Source organism: Paenibacillus canaveralius (genome assembly GCF_047238265.1).
Taxonomy (GTDB): domain Bacteria; phylum Bacillota; class Bacilli; order Paenibacillales; family NBRC-103111; genus Paenibacillus_F.
The window spans coordinates 2,492,427-2,516,211 of record NZ_JBDFMM010000001.1 but is presented as its reverse complement, the minus strand read 5'-3'; the positions used below and the strand labels follow the sequence as shown (position 1 = coordinate 2,516,211).

The window sequence follows — 23,785 nt, the reverse complement described above, 5'->3', positions numbered from 1 at the left end:
TCTGTGCTTAAAAAATTTTCAAAACAAGATCTGGACGAAAAGCCAGGTCAGCATGACCAGAACATAAACGGAAATCATGGTCGGCGTAAGCGGCGGCCGGAAAGAAATCGGGGATTCCGGATCGACGATTCTTCGGATTCTGTAATTGATCGAAGTGTCGGCGAAAGATGCGTACGCGAACGGCATGGCAACCGTACCTCCTCTTCGGAGCAGTTTCAGCAGGGCGCTGCCGAGATCGCGGGAAGAGCCTTGACGTGAAATCGCGTAATTGTCCGCGAGTATCTCCCGTGCGATTTTGTACTGGTGATGGAACCATTTCAGTACGGGAAGGTACCACAGCACCGAAGCGAGCAGCGAGAGGAAGAACATGCTGCGCGGATCTCCCGTCTGCTGATGGTGCAGTTCATGATGGATAACGGCCTCGGCCTCGCTCGCCTCCAGCATATTCAGGAGGCCTGTGGACAAAACGACTGCCGGCCTGCCGAATCCCATCGTCAGCGCGATCGGCTCGTCCGACACGACCACGACGATGTTTCCCCGCGCTTCGGGATACATCCGGTTCAGCTCCGCAGACAGCCTCTCATGCCGGAATGCGGCCAGCTTGGCGAAAATTTTCCGCGACAGGACGAACTGCCGGAGGATTTGCCACAAGCTGTACGCGAACGTGACGATCACAAAAGCGTCCAACAGATGAGCGATAGAAAAAATACCTTTCGAGCGCATCCATTCCGTGCAGACATCCAGCACGTTAAACCCGATCCTGAGGCCGAACAGGACATGCAGGGCATACATGGTCATCTGGAACAGCACAACGCCCGCAATAAGAACCGACGAACGGAAAATGAATCTGGACCGGGACTGCCACATGTTACTTGTCCTTCTGCAGATCCAGGATTTTCTGCTGCAGCTTCTCGATTAGCATGGGATCCACCTCTTCCAGGGCATCGAGCATATGGTTGACCACCAGAGACGATCCGAATTCTTCCATAAGCTCGTGGGTCAATTCTTTCGACTGGCATTCGAGAAACTCGTCTCTGGATTGGACCGGCCTGAACAGCGACGTTCTCCCGTCCATTCTTTTCGACAAAATTCCTTTATCCAAAAGCCGGTTCATGACCGTCATAACGGTGTTGAAGTTCACAAGCTTCTCGCGTTCCAGCGCATGCTGGACATCCTTGATCGCCATCTCGGGCCCGTCCCACAAAATATTCATGATCTTGGCTTCCAGAGGTCCGAAAAACCGGTTAAGCCCGCTTTCGTTCGTTTTAAAATGATGAATTTTCACGAGGCGGCCCCCTTCCACTACCCATTGTAGTGTTCGCGGCATAACGGTGTCAAGTGTACATCCGTCCGGACTTATATACGGGGGTCGAGGCGGTAGAAGCGAAGATATGCTATAGTAATAAAAAAGGTACCGTGAAAGGAGGCCGTCCCATGGAAATTATCCCCGAGCAGTGTAAAGTGGTCGTGGCTCTGGACATGATTGTCGGCAAATGGAAACCCCTGGTCATTCAACATTTAATCAGCAAAGATACGCTCCGGTTTAACGAGCTCAGAAGATTGATGCCGGATATTACCCAGCGTATGCTGACCCTGCATCTGCGGGAGCTGGAGGAGCAGGATATCGTCCGGCGGGTCGTGTATCCCCAGGTTCCTCCCAAGGTGGAATACTCGATCACGGAGTACGGCCGGACCCTGGAGCCGATCCTCCACTCCATGCATGTCTGGGGCGCGGCCCATGTCGAGCATATGAAGCGCCGGAATGCCGAAGCCGCGGACACGGAAAACCGCGCGGCTTCGGCCCGGCCTTAACGCCCGGCCGGCGGAGGCCCCGGCGGCGGAAGGCAGGCGCGCCGGAAGGCTTCGCAGCCTGCGCTGGCGCTGCGGCGCTTCATGCGGCGGATGCAGGGCCCCCGCGGACGCGGGCTGCCCCGTAGCGCGGCCCGCGTCCGCGCAGCAAAAAGAACCTCCGTCCCTGACAGGGGAAGCGGAGGTTCTTTTTGCTGCGCCCGGCCGGAGCGTTCCCGGCCGGCGGCTCCGGCTCCCGCCGGGAGCGGTTAGAAGCGTTTCGCCGCTTCTTTCGCTTTGGCGATGGCCGCTTCTTTAATAGCCGGAGCTTTATCCGGCATAGCCGCCATGCCTTCTACGAAGATGCCTTCGAAAGAAGGTACGCCGTGGAACTGCATGATTTTGTTCAGGAAGCTGTGGCCGCTCTCGAAGCCCGCGGCAGGACCTTCGGAGTAAATGCCGCCGCTTGCTTGGATATGAATGGCTTTTTTGTCGGTCAGCAGGCCGACCGGACCGTTTTCCGTGTACTTGAACGTTTTGCCGGCGATGCAGATGGCATCAATGTAGGCTTTAAGCACCGGAGGGAACGAGAAGTTCCACATCGGGGACACGAAAACATACTTGTCGGCCGCAACGTACTGCTCCACGATGTCGTTCAGACGCTGAACTTTCGCCTGCTCGGAAGCGGAAAGCTGGTCGAACGAGGAACCGGAGCGCAGCTTGCCCCAGCCGCTGAATACGTCCGCGTCGATTTGCGGAATGTCCGAGTTATAAAGATCGAGAGCGATAACTTCATCGGCCGGATTGGCTGCGCGGTACGCCTCGATAAATTCTTTACCTACCGCCATGCTGTAGGATGTTTGGTGATCGTGCGGGTGAGCCGTAATGTATAGGACTGTTGCCATAATTGAATTCTTCCCTTCTTTTCGGAAATAATCTTAACTTCAAACTAATTATGACTCAAATTTTCCGTTCTGGGAAGTAGGCACATCCATGTGGGTTAGGATAAAAAAAGGTACTGTAAATCCGTGAGTAACAGAATAAGCCCCATTTCCCGGGTGGAAATGGAGCTTATTTTCGGACAGGCCGAATTATTTTCACGACTTTTACCCGTTCATCGACCGGCTTGAATTCCTTGTCGCCCGCAGGTGTCGTTGGTTTGCCGAAAGGCATCTGAGCAATAAGCTTCCACGATTCCGGCAGGTTCCACGTGCTTTTCACTTTTTCATCGATCAAAGGGTTGTAATGCTGAAGCGTCGCTCCCAGCCCTTCGCTCTCCAGTGCCGTCCAGATGACATACTGAAGCATGCCGTTTGACTGCTGGGACCAGTTCGGAAAATGATCCTGGTAGCTCGGAAACTGCGCCTGCAGCCCCTCGATGACGGACAGATCTTCGAAAAACACAACCGAACCGTGCCCGCTGCGGAAACTGTCCAGCTTCTGCTCCGTGGCGGCAAAGCGGTCTTCCTTGACGATTGCACGAAGTATTTCCTTGGCAATATCCCACAGCTTATGATGCTGCTCTCCCAGAAGTACGAGCACCCGGGCGCTTTGGGAGTTAAAGGCGGACGGCGTGTGTTTCACCGCATCCTTCACGATTTCCACAATCCGGTCGTCCGAAACCGGAGACTCTCCGCCGATTCCGTAAATAGAACGTCGTTCCCGGACCGCCTGCAAAAATGAATCCGCTGACATACGCATCCCTCCGTTTTCGTAAAAGGTAATGACTGTAATTTGCCGCTTCATACCCGTTCCTATGCAAGATTTATCCTTCACAGGGGGTTAGCGCACAATTCTTTCTTCATTACCCGCGGCGGCGTGCCGGGAATCTGTTGGAAGCTGTCTGATCTTTCAGCGTATAAAAAGGTACCCCCGCTCCAATCGTGCGTTCATATTCTCGCTTCGCAGGATGCCGATCCCAGCCAAGTATGGGGATTCCCGGCCCAGCACCAGCCCAGCTTCGGCTTGCCGCCGCTTATCCACAGCGCACTCACCCTGCGGTCGCCGCACCTGGAACCGCATAAAGAAAACCCGTGATTTTTCTGCAGCACGTCCGGAAAGTGGGTAATCACGGCAATCCCCTCCTCGATCGTCAGCGGAGAACGGTTCCATTCCGCAAACGACTTCATGGCTTCATTCGGCGTCCGGTTCAGCGTTTCCGAGCCCGTATCCACGTCCAGGATCAGGTAGGCCTCCCCCGCAGGGAGACTCCACGCTTTCGATGGGTTGGAAACGCGCGAGATCTTCGGCTTCCATGACGCTGAAGCCGTTTTTGCCGTTTCGTTCGACCCGCTGCATCATCTGATCCGGGGGAATCCTCTCCGGTTTCAGAACCAGGACGAACGGAAGGCTCCCCTCTTCGGTCTTGAGGCTTTCCCGCATCCGCTTGGCGGCTCTTTCTTGTAACGGAGCAAGAAGCTCCCGGAAAGCCGATTCCTCCACTCCCGCCAAACCGGGATAACCCTTGGCTATTAAATTTCCGATTTGTCTCTCGAATTCCGCTTCTAACGTCATACGCCCGCTCCTCTCCGTCTGTACCGTTCTATAAACTCTTTGTCGCTTCCATTTCATTGTATAACATGCATGCGAATTGCAAGTTTTTTATAACAAACTCCTTTGTATTCCTGCCTTATCTGATAAAATACTTATAACCTGACTTGAAGGTTTAGATTGGAGCGGAGGTCAAACTTATGAATTTCAGACCCGTCGATATCGCGCGCAAGCTGAACGTCAGCACCAGCGCTTTAAGAAATTACGAAGCGGCGGGACTTGTCCCTCCCGCCGAACGGACCGCTGCCGGACACCGGACTTACACGGAGTCTGCATGAAGCTTATTTCGAATGCATACAAGCGATGTCGCCCGGCTTCGGCATGGACGTGACCGCAGAGGTGCTGCGTCTGCTCCAGAAAGGAGAGTGGAACTCCGCACTCTGGTGCATGACCGGGGCGCAGGCCGCTCTCTACCGGGATAAGAAGTCAGCCGACGACACGCTCGCTTATCTGGAAAGCGGAGAGGCCGAATCTCCCCCGGCAGAGCCTGAATGCGGCGGAAAAAGCATCGGCCGGGTTTCGGAGGAAACCGGCATCCCGCGTTCCGCAATCCGTTACTGGGAGAAAGAAGGACTCATCACCGCCGACCGGAATCCGGCTAACGGCTACAGGACGTTCACCCCGCATCAGGTGCGGAAAATCCGGCTAATCCACACGCTCCGGCAGGCCGTTTATTCTTCGGAGCTTGCGGAGCTGAAACGGGCGATCGGGCTTCTGGATCCCGGCAACCTGGAAGCGGCCAAAACCATCGCACGCGATTCGCTCCGGTATCTTGAGCGGATGAACGGGCATCAGCTCAAGGGCGCTTACTGCGTGTACAAGCTGTGCGAAAGGCTGAATGTGCCGCTTTCCCCCTCTCCTAGGGAATAATGGCAATCCCGTTGGAGCACCTTATGGATAACGAATCCAAGGGTGTGTGGTCCATGAGTCTTTATCGCAAGCTTCTCCGGGCGGCCCGGAGCCAGGGACAGGGGAATCATCCTGCTGCACCGGACCCGGTAAAAGCCCCTCCGGCCTCCGATTCGATTGCCGTCAATATCGGTTACCTTCAGCATGCTCTCTGCCATACGGAAGATTTAAAGCGGCAGCCCCTGCCTTTCGCCGGACGGGACGGGACGCTGGTTTACCTCGAATCCCTGGTCGATCAGGATAAAATCCAGCTTCATGTGGTCCGGCCTCTGCACGAAAATACCGGGCAGGAGACGGATAACTTGTTTAACATTTTGGAAACGTCCCGTGAAACTCCGCTGGATAACGCCGTTCAAGCTTTAATTCAGGGAAAATGCGTTTATTTTCTGGAGGGCTTACAGGGGTTTTATGTTTTGGCGACGGAAGCCGTTTACAAACGGAGTGTGGAAGAACCCGAAAACGAAGGCGTGATCCGGGGTCCTCATTACGGCTTCATTGAAGTTTTGAACGTAAATTTGTTTCTGATCCGCAAGCTGATCTCAAGTCCTTATTTGACGGTCCGCTATTTCCTGGCCGGCACGCAAACGCAAACCCGGATAGCCGTCGTTTATATGAAAAATATCGCCAATGATGAGCTGGTTCGGGAAGTCGAAGAACGGATCCGGGCCATCTCCGCCGATGCCGTACTGACTACGGGAATCGTTCAGGAGATTACGGAAGATCATCCGTTCTCCATGTTTCCGCAGCATTTGGCCACCGAGCGTCCGGACCGGACCGCTTCCAATTTAATGGAGGGACGCGTGGCGATTCTTACGGACGGAAATCCGACCGTCCTTATCGCTCCCGTTACCTTCTTCGCCTTCTATCAGTCTCCCGATGACTACGAAGGGCGCTGGATCGTCAGCTCTTTTGTCCGGATGATCCGGATGTTCAGCTTTCTGCTGGCGTTCACGCTTCCGGCTCTTTACATCGGGACGGTTTCCTTCCATCCCGACATTTTACCGCTGGAGCTTGTTCATACGATCAAAAGCTCGCTGGAGCGCGTCCCCTTTCCCGCTATCGTTGAGGCTATGCTGCTCGAACTCATATTCGAGCTGCTCCGCGAGGCGGGTATCCGGCTGCCCAGCCGGGTCGGACAGACGATCGGCATCGTCGGGGGTTTGGTCATCGGGGATGCCATCGTGCGGGCCGGGCTCGTTTCCTACACGATGATTATCGTCGTTTCGCTGACCGCCATCGCCTCTTTTCTCGTCCCGTCCCATGAAATGAGCTCGGCCGTCCGGATTTTGCGCTTCCCGCTGATGATCGCCGCTTCTATTTTCGGTTACGTGGGGATCGCTTTCGGACTGATGCTCCTGACGATCCACTTGTGCAAGCTGGAGTCTTTCGGCACGCCCTACTTTTCTCCTTTCGCACCGCTGAGAATTAAAGATATGAAGGACGTGCTTGTCCGGTTTCCTTCTTGGCTGCTCAACGCGCGTCCCCATGACGCGAATCCCAAAATCATGAAGCAAGAAAAGGCGACCTCAAGGAGCTGGAAACGGGATGAAAATTGAACCCAGAGACACCATTTCGCAAGGCCAGCTTTTTCTGCTCATTATTAAACTCCAGATCGGGGTCGGAATTCTGTCCCTGCCGTACCGGCTTCACCAGCTGGCCAAAGGCGGAGGCTGGATTTCCGTTCTGATCGCCGGCCTCTTCCTCCAGGTGATCCTGGTTATGATGTGGATGCTGATGAAACGGTTCCCAACCTACAGCGTGTTCCGGATCGCGACCGCCGTAACGGGCCGATATGCGGGCGCTTTGATCGGAATTGCCTACGTCGCTTACTTCCTACTGGTCGGTGGCGTCGTCATGATGGGCGCGTTCGATATCATCAACCGCTGGATTCTCCAGAGCACTCCTCGCTGGGCGGTGCTGTTCCTGTTTATGCTGACGGGCGTTTATTTGATCCGGGGCACGTTCCGCACGATCACCCGTATTTTTATTCTTTTCACGTTTCTCATCGGGCCAATGATATTCCTGATCGGATACGGCGTGCACCGCGCGAATTTCCTGTACCTGCTTCCGCTTAACGAGGCGGGAATCTGGAATATCGTTCTAAGCTCGAAAGAAACGATTACAGCCATGTACGGGTTCGAGCTGATTCTCATCATTTATCCTTATGTCAAAGGAAACCATGCGGGCAAACTGAAAGCCGTTTCGGCCGGCACCTGGTTTGTCGTGTTGTTTTACGCCTTCACGGTATTTACCTGCATGTCCGTTTTCAGTCCCCCTCAGTTGAACATGATTCCGGAACCGGTCATGTATCTGCTCCGTTCCCTGCCCTTCGGGGCGATGGACCGGGCGGATCTGCTGTTTCTCCCCATCTGGATGATTTCCATGGTGGCCTCCATGACGGGTTACTGCTATGCGGCCGCTTACGGGATCGGCCATCTGCTGAAGCATAACAATCACAAAAAAGCCGCGCCCTTCGCGGTCATTATTTCCTGTGTGATCGCCTATCTGCCGCAGACGAAAGAACAGTTCGATTTTTTTTCGCATATCGCCGACGCGTCGGCTTATTTTTTCCTGATCGGCTTTCCGCTTCTGCTCCTGCTCCTGTCTTATGTCTTTAAAAAGAAAGAAGGTGATCCCGCATGAAACGGACCGGTCGCATCGGGACCGTACTGCTTCTGCTCGCCGTCCTGCCGGGCTGCTGGGACGAGGACAGCTTGAGAGATGCCCGCTTGGGATACGGATCGGGGTATGATCTTACGCCCGACGGCGAACTGATGCAGACGATCGAAGTCGTCGATGAGCCCCAACAGACCGAGCAGCAGGGGGCGGCGAAAAACGAAGTGGAGTCCGGATCTGGTTATTCCGTCCGGCAGACAAGCGATATTATCCGGACTAAGGTGACCGGCGATATCCGGTACTTTAAATACGGCTTTATGCTGTTCGGCCGTAGTGTGGCGGAAAAGGATCTGTATCCGTACCTGGATATTTTGTACCGCGACCCGCGCAATCCGACTTCCCGTGTTAAAGTCGCCGTCGTAGACGGGACAGCGAATGAAACGCTCCGGTTGAAGAAGGTCGGCAGCATTCTAATCGGTGAATTTATTACGAGGAAAATCGAAAGCCTGGAGGAGATGAGCATTTTTCCCGAATTGTCGCTGGAAACGATGCTCGTGATGCTGCTGGATCCCGGCCAGGATTTCGTGCTTCCCTACCTGAAGCAGGACGGAAAAAACGTCGCGGCCATCGGGAACGCCCTGTTTCACGATCAGCGGATGACCGGCAGCCTGAACGTGGAAGAATCCATTCTGTATTCGCTTCTCATGGGCGCACATAAAAAAACCGCAAGATTTGTGCGGAAAATCAAAGAAGGAGACCGGCACAATCTGGAGAATTACATCACATTCGATGCCGGGGGACAAAAAAGCAAGCGAAAAATGAAGGTTCAGGTCCGGGACCGCCATGTGGATGTTTATCTGGACCTGAACCTGCCGGTTAAAGTGACGGAGTTTGCCGAAGATCATCTGCATGAGAAGGATACGGTAAACCGGCTCAACAAAGATTTGTCCGATCTGCTGACCCGGGACGCCGAAGCCGTCATCCGGAAGCTTCAGGAAAGCGGCTGCGACGCGTTCGGCATCGGCAGACGGATCATCGCCCACCATCCGGCATTATGGAAATCCATGGACTGGGAACAGGAGTATAAAAACGTCCGGTTTCACCCGAAAGTGACAGTCCGAATTGTGGGCTCGGGTGTATTCAACTGAGTCCTCCCGAGCTTCTTGTCCGGGTTGATACTAGCCTCGCGGATTCCAGAAGGCGCTGCCGTCCTCCGGCATCCCCGGCAGGATCAAGCCGCCGTCTATCCGCAGAGATATGCCGGTCACATACGACGCCTGCCCGGACGCCAGCCACACCGCAGCTGGGCCGATATCGTCCGGCAGCCCTATTCTGCCCAGAGGTACCGTCTCGGCGAATTTGTCCGCCTCCGGTTCCGGCTCCCGTACCAGGACGGCTCCCGGAGCCAGGCAGTTGACGCGGATTCCATAGGGCGCCAGATCGAGCGCGGCGGCTTCGGAAGCCCTCTTCAATCCGGCTTTAAGGCCGCCGTAGGCGGCATCACCCGGATACGCCCGCTCGGCCCGGGAAGAGGTAATGTTCAGGATGCAGCCCCGGATGCCCCGGTGAATCATTTGGCGGGACGCATCCCGCATCAGCAGAAGCGGCGCGCGGAAATTCAGCCCGTACAAGTTATCCAGATTATCGGCAGGGAGTTCCTGTATGCGCCCGTACAATCCGATTCCGGCATTATTCACGAGAACGTCTAGGCGGCCGAGGATTTGCAGCGCTTCCCCTATAGTCGCTTCCGCAGTCTCGAGCTTCCTCAAATCTCCTTCGATCACTCTGCATGCATCGCCGGATAAGCGGGAGATTTCTTGGGCCGCGGCCGCGGCTGCGGCTGCATCCTTATCCCCATAATGGGTTATCGCGACCCGGTAACCGGCGGCGGCAAACTCAAGGGCAATTCCTCTGCCGATTCCGGTGCTTCCTCCCGTCACGAGTACGGCGGGTTTGGGACCATTCTGTTTTTCGGGCATGTCATCTCCTCCTTCGTCTCTTCAATTGTCCGGGAGCCAGCCGGCTGAGCCGCTGTTCAGCGCCGCTTCCACAGCGCAGAGGATTAGTTCGTGGTCCTCGATCACATGAGGAAGCTCACCGGGCTCGACCCAGATGCGGGCCGTACATTCGTTGTCCCGGGTGAACGGGTGACGGGAGGTAATATCCATCCGGTAAAAAACCTGATAACCGATGAGCGGATATTTGCCCGCTGGATCGAAATTCGGATTGTGCTCATGGCTCACTTCAATCATTCCGACCGGGCGGATTCGTCCTTCTACGCAGCCTTCCTCCAAGCACTCGCGGCGCAAAGCTTCTTCGGGAGTCTCTTCCGCTTCCACATGCCCGCCCGGGAGATTGAAGCCCCTCGTCTTAACGCGGACTAGCAATATGTTGCCTTCGTAGAAGCAGACAGCGTGTACGCTTGTGACGTCCTTGGAGGGAGGCGCTTCCGTCGACATCCAGGTCAGCTTGACAAGATGACCGCCCCAGTCGGCCTCGATCGTTTTGGAACTCACTGTATGTTCACCTCCGTTCATCTGGGTTCATATGAGTTCATATTAGTTCATATGAGTTCATCTGAGTTCATCTGACTACATCTCGGTTTACCTCGATTCATATCAGTTCACCTCCGTGCTCCTTTATTTGCCTCCGGAGGGTCACCTCGCCTTTGAGGCGTATTGCTGGCATACAGGCTCCCATTCGGAAGTCGTCTCAGACAGGCTATTTGCTGTGGCAAATAATCGGCCATCACTGCCAAGTCAGTCCAAGCTGACTCCGTGCGGCGACGTATCGGGGGCCTTTTTCACTCCCGTTTTCCGCATATTGACGGGCTTCTTCCCTTCCGGTTCTTCCTAGTATGGCACAAACAGTAAGCGCCTTCATTTGGTTCTCTTTTTAATATAGCGCTTTCAGATGCAAAATAGAAACTTCCAAGGATAAAGGTTCCTGCGTGCCAAATTCAGCGCATTTTCCGACTGCCCGGCCAGCGCAAACAACCCCAATCCCGGTAAATAGGACTGAGGCTGCTAGGCTTACAAACGGAGAAACAAAAGGCCGGATGAGTTCCGTTGAATTTTCGCCCTCCTATTTAATTATGTGCCGTGTTCCGCTTTTCTTCTCGTAAAACAGCTGGCGGTTCCGGTTGAACACGCAGCGCAGAACGTGAATAGCGAACCAGGCATTAAACAGGAACATGGCGAACGTCGCAACGACCATCAGGATATCGGGAAGATTTTCGATCCCCGCCCGGACATAGAGCTGGTTTAGCCCCCCGACGAAGAGATACAGCAACCCGTACCGGACGAACAGTTCGTACAGTGTAATTTTATCTGATTTGCCTTTGATACGGATGCGGACGATCCATTTGCCGAGCGTCTGGCCGTTCGTGAAATAAGGCAGCACGATAAAATACAGCACGACACCTGCCGCATAAGGAACCGGAACGTTCAGTACGGCCAGAATCGCAAGTACCGGACTCATCACGAACCAGTCGAACAGAAATGCCAGCCCCCGCCTGGTGTAAGTGACACGTTTGACCGCCAGATCCACTTTGTCATCGAGCGATTCGATCTTAGGCAGCAGGGATGACAGCCATTCCGCAGCGACATATCCGATCAATCCCCCCGCCGTATTCATCATCAGGTCGTCGACATCGAACAGCCGGTACGGATAATCGTAGATGCCGTACAGCCCGGTTACCTGCGTGATCTCGAAAAACAGAGACAGCCCCAGCGAGAACAACAGACACTTGACCCAGCTTGTACGGAAATAATACCGCAAAAAAATACCGAACGGCACGGTGAGCAGCACGTTAAACACCACTTGAAGAAACGCCCGTTCCTTCAACAGATGCAGATACGTGCGGGGCTGATCCGCTACCACGGCCGTTTCCTTCACGATGTCTTCCAGAAAGTGAAACGGAATCCACTGGGCATACGACCTTGCCGCCGGAGGCGTATTATGGATGCTCGGAGGCAGCGGCAGAATAATCAGAAACAAGGCGTTCATCATGTACAGAAGAAACAAGTAAAGCAGCAGCGCCCTGTAAAAATGGACATACCCGTACTTGCGGTACTGGACGATCAGAAACGGGAGCGTGAACAGAACTGCCGCGACGGGAAACGACAAAAACGCATACGAAATCGGAAACAAATAGAAACTGAGCATTATAAACACCTGCTGTAAGAGATTGGGTGAAAAATTGATTTTAGCACAAGTTATGCCGCTATGCACATCATGCCAAGAGCAGCGGTTTCATATACGCGTATGTGCTCTTACATATCGAAACATTCAGAAAGCATCACTAAAAGGCCGGGCATCGCCGAAGCCGGAATAAAAAAGGGCTATACTTTTAACGAACGGGCCTATAAAAAGGTTCTGATCCGAGACGCGAGTCATGTCGAACGGAGTCAAAATTATTCGGAAACCCTTCGCCGGACAAAAGGGATATTCCTTTTCAAAACGATCCAAAAATGACGAAAAAACCCGATTTAACGCCATTTTGTGTGATTTTTGTGACGCTTGCGGGAACTTGAAAATAACTGTTAACTTTACGAGTACCTTTGTCGATATAGGTCATACAACCTACAACGAAGAGGTGCGCGAATCTTGGAGAAATCTTCTATCATTGGTATTATTTTGGCTATCATCGCCGTAGGCGTCGGCATGGTTTTGAAAGGAGCCAGTTTGACTGCTCTGTTCAACCCGGCCGCTCTGCTCATTATTTTCGTCGGAACGGCAGCCACGCTATTTATCGGATTTTCGGGCGAAGAACTTAAAAATTTCCCTAAACTGATGAAAATCGTTTTCACCGAGCAAAAACTTATGCCAAAAAAAGACCTCATTAACATGGTCGCGGACTGGACGGCTCTTACCCGCCGTGAAGGTCTGCTTTCTCTCGAAGAAAAAGTGAACGAAATCGACGATCCTTTCCTTAAAAGCGGAATGCGGATGATTATCGACGCCAACGATCAGGACTTCGTACGCGAAGTGTTAATGGAAGATATTGCGGCAATGGAAGAGCGTCACCGGAACGGCGCTCAAATTTTCACCCAAGCGGGAACATACGCCCCTACCCTGGGGGTATTGGGAGCGGTTGTCGGCCTTATCGCGGCGCTGAGCAACCTGAACGAAATCGAGAAGCTCGGCCATTTGATTTCCGCGGCGTTCGTCGCGACTCTTCTCGGTATTTTTTCCGGTTATGTTTTGTGGCATCCCATTGCCAATAAACTCAAGCAGAAATCCAAAAAAGAAGTCACCCTGAAACTGATGATGGTGGAAGGCCTTCTGTCCATTCAAGCCGGCATTTCCTCTTCCGCCGTCAAACAAAAGCTGCTTGTTTTCGTACCGAGCTCCCAGCGCGAAGACGAAGGCACTTCGAAACAAGCGGGTACGGACGATGAGTAAAAAGCACAGGAAGGAACATCATGAGGAGCATGTGGATGAGTCTTGGCTCATCCCCTACGCCGACCTTCTGACGCTGCTGCTGGCCTTGTTCATCATTTTGTTCGCTTCCAGTCAGGTGGACTCGAAAAAATACGACAGCATCATGAGAGCTTTGAACTCGGCTTTTACCGGGGGAACCGGAACGTTCGAAACTTCGGCTAAAATCCCTCTGAACCGGGATACCAGTACCGCACTCAAGCAGCACGACAACCCGAATCCGTCGGAAAGCGAAGCGCTGCAAAAGCAGTACGAGGCCGAACAGGCCGATCTGGAGCAGCTTAAGCAGAAGCTCGATCAATACATCATGGACAACAAGCTGGGCTCCGAGCTGACAACGACCTTGACCGACGACCAGCTCATGATCACCATCCAGGATAAGGCCTTGTTCGCCTCCGGGTCAGCCGTCATCAAACCCGAATCGCGCCGTCTGGCCCAGGCCATGACGGATATGTTGAGCCAATATCCGAAATACCGGATCGAAGTGGCCGGACATGCGGACAATGTGCCGATCAACAACAAGGAATTTGATTCGAACTGGGATTTAAGCTCCAGACGGGCTCTGAATTTCATGAAGATTTTGCTTGAAAATAACGGAATCGACCCGAGCCGTTTCCGTTCGATCGGATACGGCGAGTACCGGCCGGTGGATTCAAACGCAACGGCCGATGGCCGGGCCAAAAACCGCCGCGTCGAGGTAAGCATTATGCGCGGCATCAAGGCGTCGGATGTGAAGAAAAGCGCCGCCGCGGGTGAATAAAACTATTAAAAAGCAGGTTCCCGGTTATGCGGGGAACCTGCTTTTTTGCCGCCGGAGCGGTGCGCGGGATTCTGCTGGCCATGCAGGGACGGACTGTCCCCCGGGATTTATTCTGCCGGAGAAATTCCGGATTCACCCGGTTTCCTTGCGCTTGCGTGGGAGCCTTATCGGACTGCCGCCGTGAACTGCTTCATCGCAAAGGAAGACGGGCGATTCCCGGTATTGAAAGGTCGGCCTTTTACTACTCCTACCGTCTCCTGCTCTCTAAGCCTTCTCAATGCCTCAGATCTCCTCTCTTGCTCTCTCTTGCCGCCGTCGTTTTTCAAGCCCCGGGTTTCGCGTCCACTCCATAACAGCCGAAGAGTTTTTTGCCTATCAAGGCGACTCGGCCAAAGCCACTCCATAGGATTGCATGGCCGCCGGCACTCCTTTGAACTTCAACCGCCCGCCGCTAATTAACGTCCACAGCCGGTATTCGATAAATTCAACCATAACTGCGTTCTCCCAGCGCTCCAGCGCCTCCATAATCACCCGGTTGGCCGGGATGAATTTCTGTTCGCCATCCATTCCGCCGCGCAGCATTTGTCCGACGAGTGTCATAAGCGCTTCGTCATAGATGTCTTCTTCAGCCTGCACTATTTTGCCGTCCGACCAGAGATGAAGCTTCGCTTTCGTTGCCGAAAGCTCCTCCCATTCCCGGATGTAAGCTTGCCGCGCCTCCAAGGATAAAGGCTGTTTCCGCTCTTCATGCAAACGAACGATTTCTTCAATCGCTTCCATGGTCAGAAAACCGAATGCGTAGGAATGCGGTACCGGATCAAAACGGCCCGCTATCTCTTCATACAACTCGGAAATATGGCCGATATAGACATGATTCGGCACGTCCCCGAGGACAGCGAGGGCAAGACGCATCCCGATCTGCTCATGGGCGTGCCAGCCTGTCCAGATCGTAATCTCCTTATCGGCCGGTATGCCGCGCAATGCTTCCAGCACGGTATCTAAACCATGCCGGATTCCGGTAAACTGGGCATGCATGTATCCCCTGAAACGTTCGGATATCCATTCCAACCGGTACTTTCGCCCTTCCTCCGTCTCCAGCTTCGAAATCGGTCCTTCGGAAAAACAGTCGTTGAATGCGAGTATCTCGCTTTCTTTCCTCCGGCCGAGTGTGCTGAGCGCGCATTTTAAAGCTCCCGCGTCGGACAGTCCCATCACAATGTGAACATGGCCCCGTTTCCCTTCGGTTTCTGCCCGTTTTCTGGCCAAGTGTCCGTTCCATATCTCTAAAATTTGTTTTTGGAGCGTATGCTCTTTCTCCAGCAATTCGTCGTAACGCTCTGCTTGCTCCAGTATCTGCAGAAGCAGACCTTTGGTCTCATTGGGATGAAGGGCGTAAAGTTCATCGAGCAAATTCGTTCTTTGCAAGTGATACACCTCGTTTATAAGGATCAGTTATGTTAAATAATGGTACCCGCTTGTTTCAGCATAGCATCCTTCCGCAAATCCGGCTATACCACCGAATGCGTCTGCCTTCATTCCGCTGGCCTTGGGCCAAATAGGAAGGATCTTCTCCTAAGCGGACACAAAAAAAGACTGCCTTATCGGCAGTCTTTTTAACGCGCTGCAATTACACGGTCGAGGCGTCGAGCTTCTCTTTGGCAGCGGACGCGGTGTCTTTGCTTTCGGGAGTGCGTCCCATAAACCACAGCGTGGACCAGATCAGAAGGAAGCCTACCAGCTGCCCGATTGTCAGGGCCTGATCGAATACGAGCCAGTTGATTAGGACACCTACGGCCGGGAAAGACAATTCCGCGATTGTCGCGAGAAACGCCTTTGTCGAGGACAACCCTTTATAGTACAGCAGCATGCTGATCAGTCCCGGGAAAAACGCCTGGAACAGCATGTTCACGATGATAAGTGCCCATTCGCCCGTTCCTTTGTGAAGCTGCCAGGCATCCCCGCTCGCCATGAGAACGATAAACAGCAGCGGAATGGCCAGTAAAAACCGGAGCGAAGTTACGATCGGGAAATCGAGATTTTTTTGCAGCAAATATTTGCCCATGACCGTTGATCCCCCCCAGAGAATCGCGGCCAGTATCGACAGCAGACAGCTCATGGTGCCCAGATCTTTGAGGCCCAGCGACGGGGATTGAAACCCGAACGTCAGCAAATAGGTGCCTGCGAGGGCGAATACGATATATTTAAAAAAGCGGGCCGGCAATGCTTCTTTCAGCAGTACGCGTGCCAGGGTAATCGCGAATAAGGGCTGAAGCTTTTGTAAAAGCAGAACGGCATTCGCACTTCCGTGGGCAAACGCCGACGTGAACAAAATCGTGGCGATTGCCGAACCGCCCCAGGAAATGAACAGCAGCGCGCCGATGACAGCCAGCGTCAGTTTCCCGGTCAACTGTTCACGGTATCTTATCAGGACCGGAAGCGCGTAGCAGGCGAGCAGCAGATGTTCGATGAACACGATCTGTGCCGAGGTTAAGCTTTTCAGCAGCAGGATGCGGAAAAGCGGATCGAGTCCCCAAAGCGTGGCGCCCAGCGCGACATACCAGATGCCGTTGATCCCTTTTCCCTTCGTTAAAGCGGACTTTCCGTTGAGACCTAAAGCATTTTCCAATTCAAAAACCCCCTGTGGAATGTTTTGAATTGAACCTTCTGAAAAGAGACGATGCCCCCGCTGGAAATTCAACGGGGGCATCGACAAACAGACTTCATTAAAATGTATATTTTAATGAAGCTGCTTTTCACCTTCTCCCATCCGGACTTTACCGTCGGCCTTGGAGTCGCACCAAGTCAGTCCCGGCCATAACAGCCGGGAGTCGCGGGCTTAAGGTACTTGCGTACCCATCACCGCCGGTTGGGACTTTCACCCTACCCCGAAGGTTCAATATTCAATTTCGTATGTCCTTTTGATGACCTTTGGTAGTCGTTTCGTTGCTGAAACCCTTGATATTACTGGATTTTTGGCAAATCTCCGTTACAGTTGATGACCTGCGTTGCCTCAGATATCATCTGATTTCCGGACAAAATCCTGCCGAAATCCTACCAGAATCCTACCGAAATCCTGCCAAATTTTTACCGTAGGACACTTAACTGTAATTGAAATATTAACACTCTAAAATAAAAAAAGCAAGGGGTTTATGCTCTGCTTTCTTTGCTTTCTAAGCAACTGAAAAGCGCATTTCCCGATACTTTTCCTACTTTCATTCGAACTTATATAGTGCCACATCGTAATCAATGAAAACTTCCTCAATGATTTGTTCTACAATATCCCAATCCCCACCAGCCAATCCGCATCCAATATTGTAGGGCAGAGCAATCGACTGTTCTGACTTCATCGCCAAAGACTTTAATTCATTTAATGCACCACGCAATGCAACATAGTCTGTATGTCTTTTTTGAACTCCATATCCGTATTGTCCAAACAAATTAGCAATGCATTTTTTATTCTTTGTTGAAACGATCTGACAGCGACCTAGTAACTCTCCTTTGTTGCTGCATGCTAGTTTATATTGCTTAAAAGCCTCTGGATAGTCACGCTTAATTAATTTAGCCAGTCCCGCTCCCATAACCCCCATACAATTTACCTGATGGCCAATAATATCTTCAGTAGCCTCCATTAAATTTCCCTGGACAATCTTTACGCTCATATCCTTACTCCTCTCATAGTTACCTCGGCAAAATCAAAAAATCATGGCCCAGTTTTAACCCTGATTTTGTAATTTTGTTTTGGGATTTCTAACTCCAATTCTTCAGCCAGAGTTGGCAAAGAGTTGTAATGTGTATGTGCGGTCAATAAACATTTCATCGATACTACACGATCAACCAAATCGCTGTATTGCTGAAGTAGGTTTGACCGCATCGAAAAGTATACTAGTGGGTTTCTTCTTAGAAGATATATTGCTCTTCTTTTATAGGCGAACATTCGTTTGTATTATTCATTATACACCAAACACACGTTCTATAATCAAGTGGTAATTGGTTCCTTGAAAATATTTTTTATCAACCTTTTTATTATGAAAGTGAGGCTAAAAATAGCTCACATTAAAAGCTTCTTGATTAATTAGTTTTCATATTTTGTTTCTTTTTATCATGTAAAATACAGATTTTTATATTATTTCGCACCATATAAAATTTGGCCAAATTGCCCATGACATTGGTATTCATATATAGTAGATTTGTTGTATACCAAATGATGATAGTTGTTATTAATTAATGTGAAATATAGTTCTAATATTGGAATCTCTTCAACAATCTACCTTAATTTCAGCAAGTGCAGTGAATAAGGGAACTTATGTATAGAATTTGTATCTGGAACAAGTTCACTTATCGATGATTATGGTGTTATTAGACGTCTTTGATTAATGTATATAATTTGTTTGAAGATTAAACACGGTGCATATTAATATCATTCCGACCGTCGTTAACTAATAATGTTTTAAAGCTACTACTCAGTTGATACACTTACTCCAGTGCGTCAACATAATCAGTTTTGGTTCCAGAGTAACTCCGAACTCATTCTGAATGGCAACCCAAACTGCATAGTCTTCAAGCTTATTGTTTTTTAAAACCAAATGCTTTCTTCTCTGGTCCTGTCTTCTAAGTCCTATAACAATCCGTCTTCCAGTTGCTCAAGCACGCGGCTCCACCAATGGTCTTCGTCTGCCAGACTGGCCGCATCCTTCTCTTCAAACATAGCGCGCATCCTTGTCAACTCCGCCTTACGGTTGAAGATCGGCCGGTTCGGACGCTGCGCAACGATCTCGCCGCGTTGGAAGGCAACCAGCCGTTCGAGCATTTCCTCCGCGGTCCATATCGTCGGTTGATCATCTTCGGAGTGATTTGCTATAAAAGATCGGACGCAGGATAAGAATAACAGAAACAGATGGATATCTGAGTTAACGAATCCTGTTTGCCCGGAGGCTGGATGGAACGAACGTAGATGTCCTGAACCTTGAGCCAGCACCAAAATTGAGCTTTCCGGCTCCCATTCGTATCCGATGGGCAACAGTTTGCCTTCACCAACGTACACAAGCCCCATATCCGCGAACGATTGGAACCTAATGCCCAAGACGGCATCCTTGGATTTGATAAGAGGCAGCCCTTCCTTAAGCAAGAATTCCTCTAACTTTTCGGGCAAATTGGCGGATCTAACGAGATCCGGATCGTAGAAAACAGCATTATTCAAAGCTCTATTCCCTCTCTTTTCCTATAAAATCCGTGTTTTATTTTATTTAAACATTTGCCCCGATAAGAAGCCGAATGCCATTTGGGCAACAGCCCCTGTAATCCAACTGTGTTTTCAAGCTTTTCAGAGTAAGCGGACAGACTGCGGTATCAAATTCTACGTAGGCAGCGTCAGTTTCTGCTGTGAATCCATCAAATTCGTACTAAGGACCACACAACAAAACATCTCCTTACTATGTATTATTTTATTTTACTGGTTTAATCAAGACGTTTTTTGCTTTTTATATGTTCGTTCAATTTAAGGAATAAAACTGCTATGCTCGATTCTGCTTTTACTCCCATAAAAGTAACATTTATTGTATGATTGCATTCAAAACAACACTATAAAACAGGGCACATCATAGGTCGGAAATATATGGTATTATTATCTTGAATCTATTTAATCAAAGGAGTGAGTAAAATAGCTACTACAACATTTAAGGCGTCAGCACACTTGCAAGAAGGTGTTGTTGTAAAAGTAAGTTCAAGAAGTTTTGAGTTTACTATTGACGAACCCAAAAGTCTGGGAGGAACGGATACTGGAATGAATCCAGTTGAAGCGCTTCTAGGTTCGTTAGGTGCATGTCAGTCAATAGTAGCACGAGTGTATGCGAAAAAGTTTGATATCAATCTTGATGACTTTCGAGTTGAGGTCGAAGGGGATCTGGATTTGGATGGATTCTTTAAAAAATCCGATGTGCGTCCAGGTTATTCTGACATTCGTTATACTTTTTATATCAAAACAGACGCACCCAGAGAACGAGTTGAAGAATTTATTCAATTTTTAGAAGAAACTTGCCCTGTTGGTGATTCAATTGCTAATTTGGTCAATCTCAAATTAAACGGTATTGTAATCGAGAATTAATCTGAAGATAGATTTACTTAGCACCCTGTTTGGGTGTTTTTGTTTCCAGTCAATTTTATAAAATTAAAATTGTATAGGCTATTACGAAATATAGCGTCTGAGTACTACTTCACAATTGATTGATGATACTTTTTCCTTTTATCATTCAATGTTTCATAACCAAAATTCCACGTTTTCCCCCTCCGCTCGGACACCATCAATAGCCTTCTTCTTTCCAACCATTCGAATAATTAAGTTGAACTCATTATTCTGCATTGAAGGCAGCAGTTTTTCACGTATTATCACGTTATAATGAAATAAATATGCAATCCTTCTTGTGGATGGAGTAGTGAAAGATAGTTTCTCTAAACCCCAACAAGTCTTTGATACAAACAATAATGTTGTCGAGTTTTTAGCGAACATAAGAGTGGACAGTGTAATTGTTATCCTGCTTCAATAATTACTGGAGGGCATATGAACACTAAATTTGTAATCATCTTTATTTCACTTTTATTTTTTTCTGCATGCGGCAGTAAAACGTTTTTAGCCACGGATTTAATCAAAGATGAGATATATCGTATTAACATTCGAGATGGTGGCAACGGTGTACTTTACTCAACATCTGATAAAACAATAATTAATAAATTATGGTCGCAATTAAGCAGTGTCTCCTATGTTTCGGGCAGCTCCGCAGAAATTTCAGGCGGATCAACGCTTCGCATCTTTGATAAAAACAATCAAGAAATCGGCAACCTGATACACTATGATACGGTTTATTTAAGGGTAAACGACAAGGAATATAAAGCCGTAAAATCTATAGACCTGAAAAATGTTTATGATGCTCTTATTGCTGAACAGAATAAAGTAAATGAGTGATTGGAATACATTTATAATTCGTTTAGAGTATCTTTACACAGTGTATATAAAAACGGGCAAACAACTACTTATGACGTACTAGTAAAGGCATTTTGAACTGCGGGAAAGTATTTCGGGAGGCTTTTCTCCCCTATCTTTGTATTTTCGGATAACCAAGGGTTCACAAGCTTCTCATATACGGTCAAACTCCCCAACGGAGATGTTTGGACAGCGGTAACCTTACTCCGGGACAGCATGTAACAGAAACTCAATACTCGTATGGCACTCTAGGACCATCTCCTGTCCCAACTGGGAACTGGACCGTATATATTCGGAACAGTGACGGAACATCCGGTTCGTCCTGGATTGCTTGAATGTTACCCCCGCTCTATTGGAGTCGGGGATTCTCTATGTATGTTACTTGAAAGAGTCCTACTTATATTACTAATTATGATAGATGAAAAAACATCCAGATTCCCCCTCTTTCATAGGGCATTCTCGAATTCATGGCGTACTTCCCACCCCCACCTTCACCACATACTGAATGCCTCCATCCTTCCAATCGGCATCAACGCTGTAAACATAAACTCCTTCCTCATCCGGAAGTACTACTTCAAAAGGTGATTTCGTTTCCACTCTTTTATTCTCCTGGTCACTGATTACCTGACGTATTTCAGGAATACTTTCAGGCTCTTTTTCAAATGAAAAAGTAAGGATGGAATGTTTAGGCACAAGGACCGCTTCTTCATCTTGGACTTTAACCCAAGGCGATCCGTACCCTTCTTTTCCTAATCCCCAGTTATATGACACCATTCGTACAGGCACTTCGGTACCTGTCTCTTTTATAAATGCTTTCGGCGGGCCAGGCATGGGTTCTCTATCGAAAAATTTAAAAAAAGCTGCGGCATAGACGGCTGCCCCAAGCAACAAAATCACGACAATTGGTTTCCTCAATGGTTCACCCCCTCCGTACTTTTCCATTATATCCCACACCGTTCTTATAAAAAAACGCCGCCTGCTATTTTTCCGATGATCTCTATTTAACTATTAGAAAAGTTCATCGAAATCATGCAACTTTTACCAGTTCTATTAAGTCTAATTATGTATGCACATACAAATAAGGGGTGTTTAGTTTTGAAAAAGTTCTTATTAGGTCTGGTTTGCGGAGCCGCTTTAACCGCTACCACGGCGGTTTATGCGTCGGAAAGCATCCAAGCGTATCTTTTTCCGGTGAAGTTTGTTATTAACGGTGAAAATAAAACACCGAACGGATCTATAGAAACGCTGAATTACAACGGAAGCGCTTATGTGCCGATTCGTTATCTTGCGGAAAGTATGGATTCTGCCGTTATTTATGACCATCCGTCCAAAACCATTACCATCGATAACCGCTTCACGATTGTGGACGCCAATAATCTTTATTCGAAGGCCGGCTTTATATCGGTTTCCAAAGAAAGTTCTCATTCCAAAATCAGCGGCAAGCTTTATATCGGTCATGGCTCTTGGAATCACAAATTCATTGACGCTATGAAATCGATGAATCCGACCGTCGATTACTCTATAACCCAAGGAAGCGGGAATCTTGTTTTCTGGAATGCCAAGGGGGAAGTCCTGGAGAAAGTGCCTTACCAAATCCCTGATATTTTGAACCAGTCCGAACAGATCGTAAATTTTGAAACGACAAGCCAAAAAGACATCACCGGATATGCCGCTGTTACTTTGGAGCAAACCAACCCGAGTCCCCGTCCTGTTTTTAATTACAAAGAAGAAGCGACGTTCCGGGATAAGGAGGGCAAGGTCACTTTAGGGATTTTAAATATGGTTAAATCCGGAGAGTTTACAGTCGTAAGAGCGGGACTTGGAGCAAACGATGCAAGCGTAACCCCTCAGTCCGTTATTACCGTTACGTTTTTGGATGAGAACGGCAGCAGCCTCGGTTCCGCGAGGACGACACTTGGTGAAAAACCGGATGTGATGTATGCGATTTTGCTGGGAAAAGGTGATTTCACGGCCTATAAAACCGTCAAAGTCGAAGTCAGCGGTTAATTCCATACAGTTGGTGCAAATAAAAAAGCTAACCCCTTTGTAGAAAGGAGTTAGCTTTTTTAATGAAAAACAACGGCTGGGACTACTTAAGCGATCAGAGCGAAGGAGCTTCTTTCCTATTCGCAAAACCCGGCGGTACCGTCTTGAACATTTCGGTGTACGAGGAAGAATTTTCGATTTATCAAAGCCCCTCATAAACGCCCATCGAAAAAAAGTCGTGCACCCGCCTCAGTCGATCTCCTATTCGCTCTTCTCAGTCATTCTCCCTCGTTCTACTCTCCTCATCCCTGCCGCTGTTTTCAGTATGTTCCTGGTGCATAAATCCCCAGCCGCACATATCCGAAAGTACGGTGCCCAGCGTACGCCCGTGTTGTGTCATCGAGTACTCCACTTTCGGCGGAATCTCCTGATAGATCTTGCGGATGATCAGTCCGTCGCGTTCGAGCTCGCGCAGATGATTGGTCAGCATCCCCTGGGTAACGGACGGGAGAAGCTTGCGGAGTTCTCCGAAACGTTTGGTGCCCTGATGAAGCAGAATAAACAAAATTAAAGGCTTCCACTTGCCGCCGATCACCTCCAGCGTCGTCATAATTCCGTCGGTCGTTCCCGGCAGCCGGTCCTTTAGCGGCATTTTATTTCCCCTCCAGTGTCTTTCGTAATCTCTTCCTTTTTCTGCTACTTTACCAAATCAGTCCGATGAATAAAAGCACTTCTCTTTTTCGTACTAAGTCTTATTTTTC

27 protein-coding genes and 1 riboswitch are annotated in these 23,785 nt (G+C 49.9%); of the genes, 12 read left to right on the top strand and 15 right to left on the bottom strand.

Annotation, left to right across the window (positions count from 1 at the left end):
• Window positions 1-18 precede the first annotated feature (18 nt).
• Window positions 19-867 (bottom strand): M56 family metallopeptidase, encoded by an 849-nt coding sequence (locus ABC395_RS11630; protein WP_413003177.1) that lies wholly within the window; start codon window positions 865-867, stop codon window positions 19-21.
• A 1-nt stretch (window position 868) separates the two neighbouring features.
• Window positions 869-1,285 (bottom strand): BlaI/MecI/CopY family transcriptional regulator, encoded by a 417-nt coding sequence (locus ABC395_RS11625; protein ID WP_413003175.1) that lies wholly within the window; start codon window positions 1,283-1,285, stop codon window positions 869-871.
• A 149-nt stretch (window positions 1,286-1,434) separates the two neighbouring features.
• On the opposite strand from ABC395_RS11625, the gene ABC395_RS11620 reads away from it, so the two are divergent.
• Window positions 1,435-1,812 carry a winged helix-turn-helix transcriptional regulator gene (locus ABC395_RS11620; protein ID WP_413003174.1) on the top strand — a complete coding sequence of 126 codons (378 nt, stop codon included), beginning with the start codon at window positions 1,435-1,437 and terminating at the stop codon, window positions 1,810-1,812.
• Between the two features lie 245 nt (window positions 1,813-2,057).
• Here the strand turns inward: ABC395_RS11620 and ABC395_RS11615 are convergent, their stop codons facing one another.
• From ABC395_RS11615 to ABC395_RS11600, 4 genes are all read right to left on the bottom strand, one after another.
• Complete coding sequence (locus ABC395_RS11615) at window positions 2,058-2,693, bottom strand: FMN-dependent NADH-azoreductase (RefSeq protein ID WP_413003172.1); 636 nt, start codon at window positions 2,691-2,693, stop codon at window positions 2,058-2,060.
• A 166-nt stretch (window positions 2,694-2,859) separates the two neighbouring features.
• The gene (locus tag ABC395_RS11610; protein WP_413003170.1) at window positions 2,860-3,483 is read right to left on the bottom strand and encodes a nitroreductase family protein; all 624 of its coding nucleotides are present in this window, start codon (window positions 3,481-3,483) and stop codon (window positions 2,860-2,862) included.
• Between the two features lie 194 nt (window positions 3,484-3,677).
• Window positions 3,678-3,962, bottom strand: coding sequence for a DUF5701 family protein (locus ABC395_RS11605; protein WP_413003168.1), 285 nt, complete (start codon window positions 3,960-3,962; stop codon window positions 3,678-3,680).
• Window positions 3,922-4,302 carry a DUF5701 family protein gene (locus tag ABC395_RS11600; RefSeq protein ID WP_413003166.1) on the bottom strand — a complete coding sequence of 127 codons (381 nt, stop codon included), beginning with the start codon at window positions 4,300-4,302 and terminating at the stop codon, window positions 3,922-3,924. The genes ABC395_RS11605 and ABC395_RS11600 overlap by 41 nt, the downstream gene beginning before the upstream one ends.
• 176 nt (window positions 4,303-4,478) lie before the next feature.
• Between ABC395_RS11600 and ABC395_RS11595 the strand changes: the two genes are divergently transcribed.
• The 5 genes from ABC395_RS11595 to ABC395_RS11575 are packed head-to-tail and all read left to right on the top strand — an operon-like array spanning window position 4,479 to window position 9,011.
• A complete protein-coding gene (locus ABC395_RS11595) occupies window positions 4,479-4,616 on the top strand; it encodes a MerR family DNA-binding transcriptional regulator (protein ID WP_413003165.1) in 138 nt (45 codons plus the stop codon).
• 25 nt (window positions 4,617-4,641) lie between these two features.
• Window positions 4,642-5,208 (top strand): MerR family transcriptional regulator, encoded by a 567-nt coding sequence (locus ABC395_RS11590; protein ID WP_413003163.1) that lies wholly within the window; start codon window positions 4,642-4,644, stop codon window positions 5,206-5,208.
• 53 nt (window positions 5,209-5,261) lie between these two features.
• Window positions 5,262-6,803 (top strand): spore germination protein, encoded by a 1,542-nt coding sequence (locus ABC395_RS11585; protein WP_413003161.1) that lies wholly within the window; start codon window positions 5,262-5,264, stop codon window positions 6,801-6,803.
• Complete coding sequence (locus ABC395_RS11580; protein ID WP_413003159.1) at window positions 6,793-7,890, top strand: GerAB/ArcD/ProY family transporter; 1,098 nt, start codon at window positions 6,793-6,795, stop codon at window positions 7,888-7,890. Before ABC395_RS11585 ends, ABC395_RS11580 begins: the two co-directional genes overlap by 11 nt.
• Window positions 7,887-9,011 carry a Ger(x)C family spore germination protein gene (locus ABC395_RS11575; protein WP_413003158.1) on the top strand — a complete coding sequence of 375 codons (1,125 nt, stop codon included), beginning with the start codon at window positions 7,887-7,889 and terminating at the stop codon, window positions 9,009-9,011. Before ABC395_RS11580 ends, ABC395_RS11575 begins: the two co-directional genes overlap by 4 nt.
• 30 nt (window positions 9,012-9,041) lie before the next feature.
• On the opposite strand, the gene ABC395_RS11570 is transcribed toward ABC395_RS11575, so the two are convergent.
• The 3 genes from ABC395_RS11570 to ABC395_RS11560 all read right to left on the bottom strand — a co-directional run bounded on the left by ABC395_RS11570 (window position 9,042) and on the right by ABC395_RS11560 (window position 12,030).
• Window positions 9,042-9,842, bottom strand: a complete 801-nt coding sequence (locus ABC395_RS11570; RefSeq protein ID WP_413003156.1) for an SDR family NAD(P)-dependent oxidoreductase — start codon at window positions 9,840-9,842, stop codon at window positions 9,042-9,044.
• 21 nt (window positions 9,843-9,863) lie between these two features.
• Window positions 9,864-10,379, bottom strand: coding sequence for an NUDIX hydrolase (locus ABC395_RS11565; RefSeq protein WP_413003154.1), 516 nt, complete (start codon window positions 10,377-10,379; stop codon window positions 9,864-9,866).
• 568 nt (window positions 10,380-10,947) lie between these two features.
• Entirely contained in the window at window positions 10,948-12,030 is a 1,083-nt protein-coding gene (locus tag ABC395_RS11560) for a VanZ family protein (RefSeq protein WP_413003152.1), read from the bottom strand.
• A gap of 441 nt (window positions 12,031-12,471) precedes the next feature.
• Here ABC395_RS11560 and motA point away from each other — a divergent pair, with 441 nt between their 5' ends.
• Window positions 12,472-13,269 carry a flagellar motor stator protein MotA gene (gene motA / locus ABC395_RS11555; RefSeq protein ID WP_413003151.1) on the top strand — a complete coding sequence of 266 codons (798 nt, stop codon included), beginning with the start codon at window positions 12,472-12,474 and terminating at the stop codon, window positions 13,267-13,269.
• Window positions 13,262-14,065 carry a flagellar motor protein MotB gene (motB, locus tag ABC395_RS11550; protein ID WP_413003149.1) on the top strand — a complete coding sequence of 268 codons (804 nt, stop codon included), beginning with the start codon at window positions 13,262-13,264 and terminating at the stop codon, window positions 14,063-14,065. The genes motA and motB overlap by 8 nt, the downstream gene beginning before the upstream one ends.
• Before the next feature lie 375 nt (window positions 14,066-14,440).
• Here motB and ABC395_RS11545 read toward each other — a convergent pair whose 3' ends face one another.
• The 4 genes from ABC395_RS11545 to ABC395_RS11530 all read right to left on the bottom strand — a co-directional run bounded on the left by ABC395_RS11545 (window position 14,441) and on the right by ABC395_RS11530 (window position 19,262).
• Window positions 14,441-15,490 carry a DUF1835 domain-containing protein gene (locus ABC395_RS11545; protein ID WP_413003147.1) on the bottom strand — a complete coding sequence of 350 codons (1,050 nt, stop codon included), beginning with the start codon at window positions 15,488-15,490 and terminating at the stop codon, window positions 14,441-14,443.
• A gap of 202 nt (window positions 15,491-15,692) precedes the next feature.
• Window positions 15,693-16,691, bottom strand: a complete 999-nt coding sequence (locus tag ABC395_RS11540) for a DMT family transporter (protein WP_413003145.1) — start codon at window positions 16,689-16,691, stop codon at window positions 15,693-15,695.
• A 125-nt stretch (window positions 16,692-16,816) separates the two neighbouring features.
• Window positions 16,817-16,962: riboswitch (FMN riboswitch) on the bottom strand.
• Window positions 16,963-17,277: 315 nt separating this feature from the next.
• On the bottom strand, window positions 17,278-17,724 hold the full coding sequence (locus tag ABC395_RS11535) for a macro domain-containing protein (protein ID WP_413003143.1): 447 nt from the start codon (window positions 17,722-17,724) through the stop codon (window positions 17,278-17,280).
• A 956-nt stretch (window positions 17,725-18,680) separates the two neighbouring features.
• Complete coding sequence (locus tag ABC395_RS11530) at window positions 18,681-19,262, bottom strand: SUKH-4 family immunity protein (RefSeq protein WP_413003141.1); 582 nt, start codon at window positions 19,260-19,262, stop codon at window positions 18,681-18,683.
• A gap of 459 nt (window positions 19,263-19,721) precedes the next feature.
• On the opposite strand from ABC395_RS11530, the gene ABC395_RS11525 reads away from it, so the two are divergent.
• Together ABC395_RS11525 and ABC395_RS11520 are read left to right on the top strand one after the other, a co-directional pair.
• On the top strand, window positions 19,722-20,165 hold the full coding sequence (locus ABC395_RS11525) for an OsmC family protein (protein WP_103996256.1): 444 nt from the start codon (window positions 19,722-19,724) through the stop codon (window positions 20,163-20,165).
• A gap of 453 nt (window positions 20,166-20,618) precedes the next feature.
• The gene (locus ABC395_RS11520) at window positions 20,619-21,020 is read left to right on the top strand and encodes a hypothetical protein (protein WP_413003139.1); all 402 of its coding nucleotides are present in this window, start codon (window positions 20,619-20,621) and stop codon (window positions 21,018-21,020) included.
• A gap of 483 nt (window positions 21,021-21,503) precedes the next feature.
• On the opposite strand, the gene ABC395_RS11515 is transcribed toward ABC395_RS11520, so the two are convergent.
• Window positions 21,504-21,953 carry a hypothetical protein gene (locus ABC395_RS11515; RefSeq protein ID WP_413003137.1) on the bottom strand — a complete coding sequence of 150 codons (450 nt, stop codon included), beginning with the start codon at window positions 21,951-21,953 and terminating at the stop codon, window positions 21,504-21,506.
• 180 nt (window positions 21,954-22,133) lie between these two features.
• Between ABC395_RS11515 and ABC395_RS11510 the strand changes: the two genes are divergently transcribed.
• Entirely contained in the window at window positions 22,134-23,045 is a 912-nt protein-coding gene (locus tag ABC395_RS11510) for a stalk domain-containing protein (protein ID WP_413003136.1), read from the top strand.
• Window positions 23,046-23,107: 62 nt separating this feature from the next.
• Entirely contained in the window at window positions 23,108-23,242 is a 135-nt protein-coding gene (locus tag ABC395_RS11505; RefSeq protein ID WP_413003134.1) for a hypothetical protein, read from the top strand.
• A 56-nt stretch (window positions 23,243-23,298) separates the two neighbouring features.
• On the opposite strand, the gene ABC395_RS11500 is transcribed toward ABC395_RS11505, so the two are convergent.
• Window positions 23,299-23,676 (bottom strand): winged helix-turn-helix transcriptional regulator, encoded by a 378-nt coding sequence (locus ABC395_RS11500; RefSeq protein ID WP_413003132.1) that lies wholly within the window; start codon window positions 23,674-23,676, stop codon window positions 23,299-23,301.
• Window positions 23,677-23,785 lie beyond the last annotated feature (109 nt).

Coding starts and splice junctions, on each gene's coding strand:
- ABC395_RS11615 (WP_413003172.1), bottom strand. CDS start 2,693: ATGGCAACAGTCCTATACATTACGGCTCACCCGCACGATCACCAAACA.
- ABC395_RS11590 (WP_413003163.1), top strand. CDS start 4,642: ATGTCGCCCGGCTTCGGCATGGACGTGACCGCAGAGGTGCTGCGTCTG.
- motB (WP_413003149.1), top strand. CDS start 13,262: ATGAGTAAAAAGCACAGGAAGGAACATCATGAGGAGCATGTGGATGAG.
- ABC395_RS11585 (WP_413003161.1), top strand. CDS start 5,262: ATGAGTCTTTATCGCAAGCTTCTCCGGGCGGCCCGGAGCCAGGGACAG.
- ABC395_RS11560 (WP_413003152.1), bottom strand. CDS start 12,030: ATGCTCAGTTTCTATTTGTTTCCGATTTCGTATGCGTTTTTGTCGTTT.
- ABC395_RS11500 (WP_413003132.1), bottom strand. CDS start 23,676: ATGCCGCTAAAGGACCGGCTGCCGGGAACGACCGACGGAATTATGACG.
- ABC395_RS11505 (WP_413003134.1), top strand. CDS start 23,108: ATGAAAAACAACGGCTGGGACTACTTAAGCGATCAGAGCGAAGGAGCT.
- ABC395_RS11610 (WP_413003170.1), bottom strand. CDS start 3,483: ATGTCAGCGGATTCATTTTTGCAGGCGGTCCGGGAACGACGTTCTATT.
- ABC395_RS11600 (WP_413003166.1), bottom strand. CDS start 4,302: ATGACGTTAGAAGCGGAATTCGAGAGACAAATCGGAAATTTAATAGCC.
- ABC395_RS11535 (WP_413003143.1), bottom strand. CDS start 17,724: ATGAGCGTAAAGATTGTCCAGGGAAATTTAATGGAGGCTACTGAAGAT.
- ABC395_RS11595 (WP_413003165.1), top strand. CDS start 4,479: ATGAATTTCAGACCCGTCGATATCGCGCGCAAGCTGAACGTCAGCACC.
- ABC395_RS11520 (WP_413003139.1), top strand. CDS start 20,619: ATGAACACTAAATTTGTAATCATCTTTATTTCACTTTTATTTTTTTCT.
- ABC395_RS11580 (WP_413003159.1), top strand. CDS start 6,793: ATGAAAATTGAACCCAGAGACACCATTTCGCAAGGCCAGCTTTTTCTG.
- ABC395_RS11630 (WP_413003177.1), bottom strand. CDS start 867: ATGTGGCAGTCCCGGTCCAGATTCATTTTCCGTTCGTCGGTTCTTATT.
- ABC395_RS11570 (WP_413003156.1), bottom strand. CDS start 9,842: ATGCCCGAAAAACAGAATGGTCCCAAACCCGCCGTACTCGTGACGGGA.
- ABC395_RS11575 (WP_413003158.1), top strand. CDS start 7,887: ATGAAACGGACCGGTCGCATCGGGACCGTACTGCTTCTGCTCGCCGTC.
- ABC395_RS11620 (WP_413003174.1), top strand. CDS start 1,435: ATGGAAATTATCCCCGAGCAGTGTAAAGTGGTCGTGGCTCTGGACATG.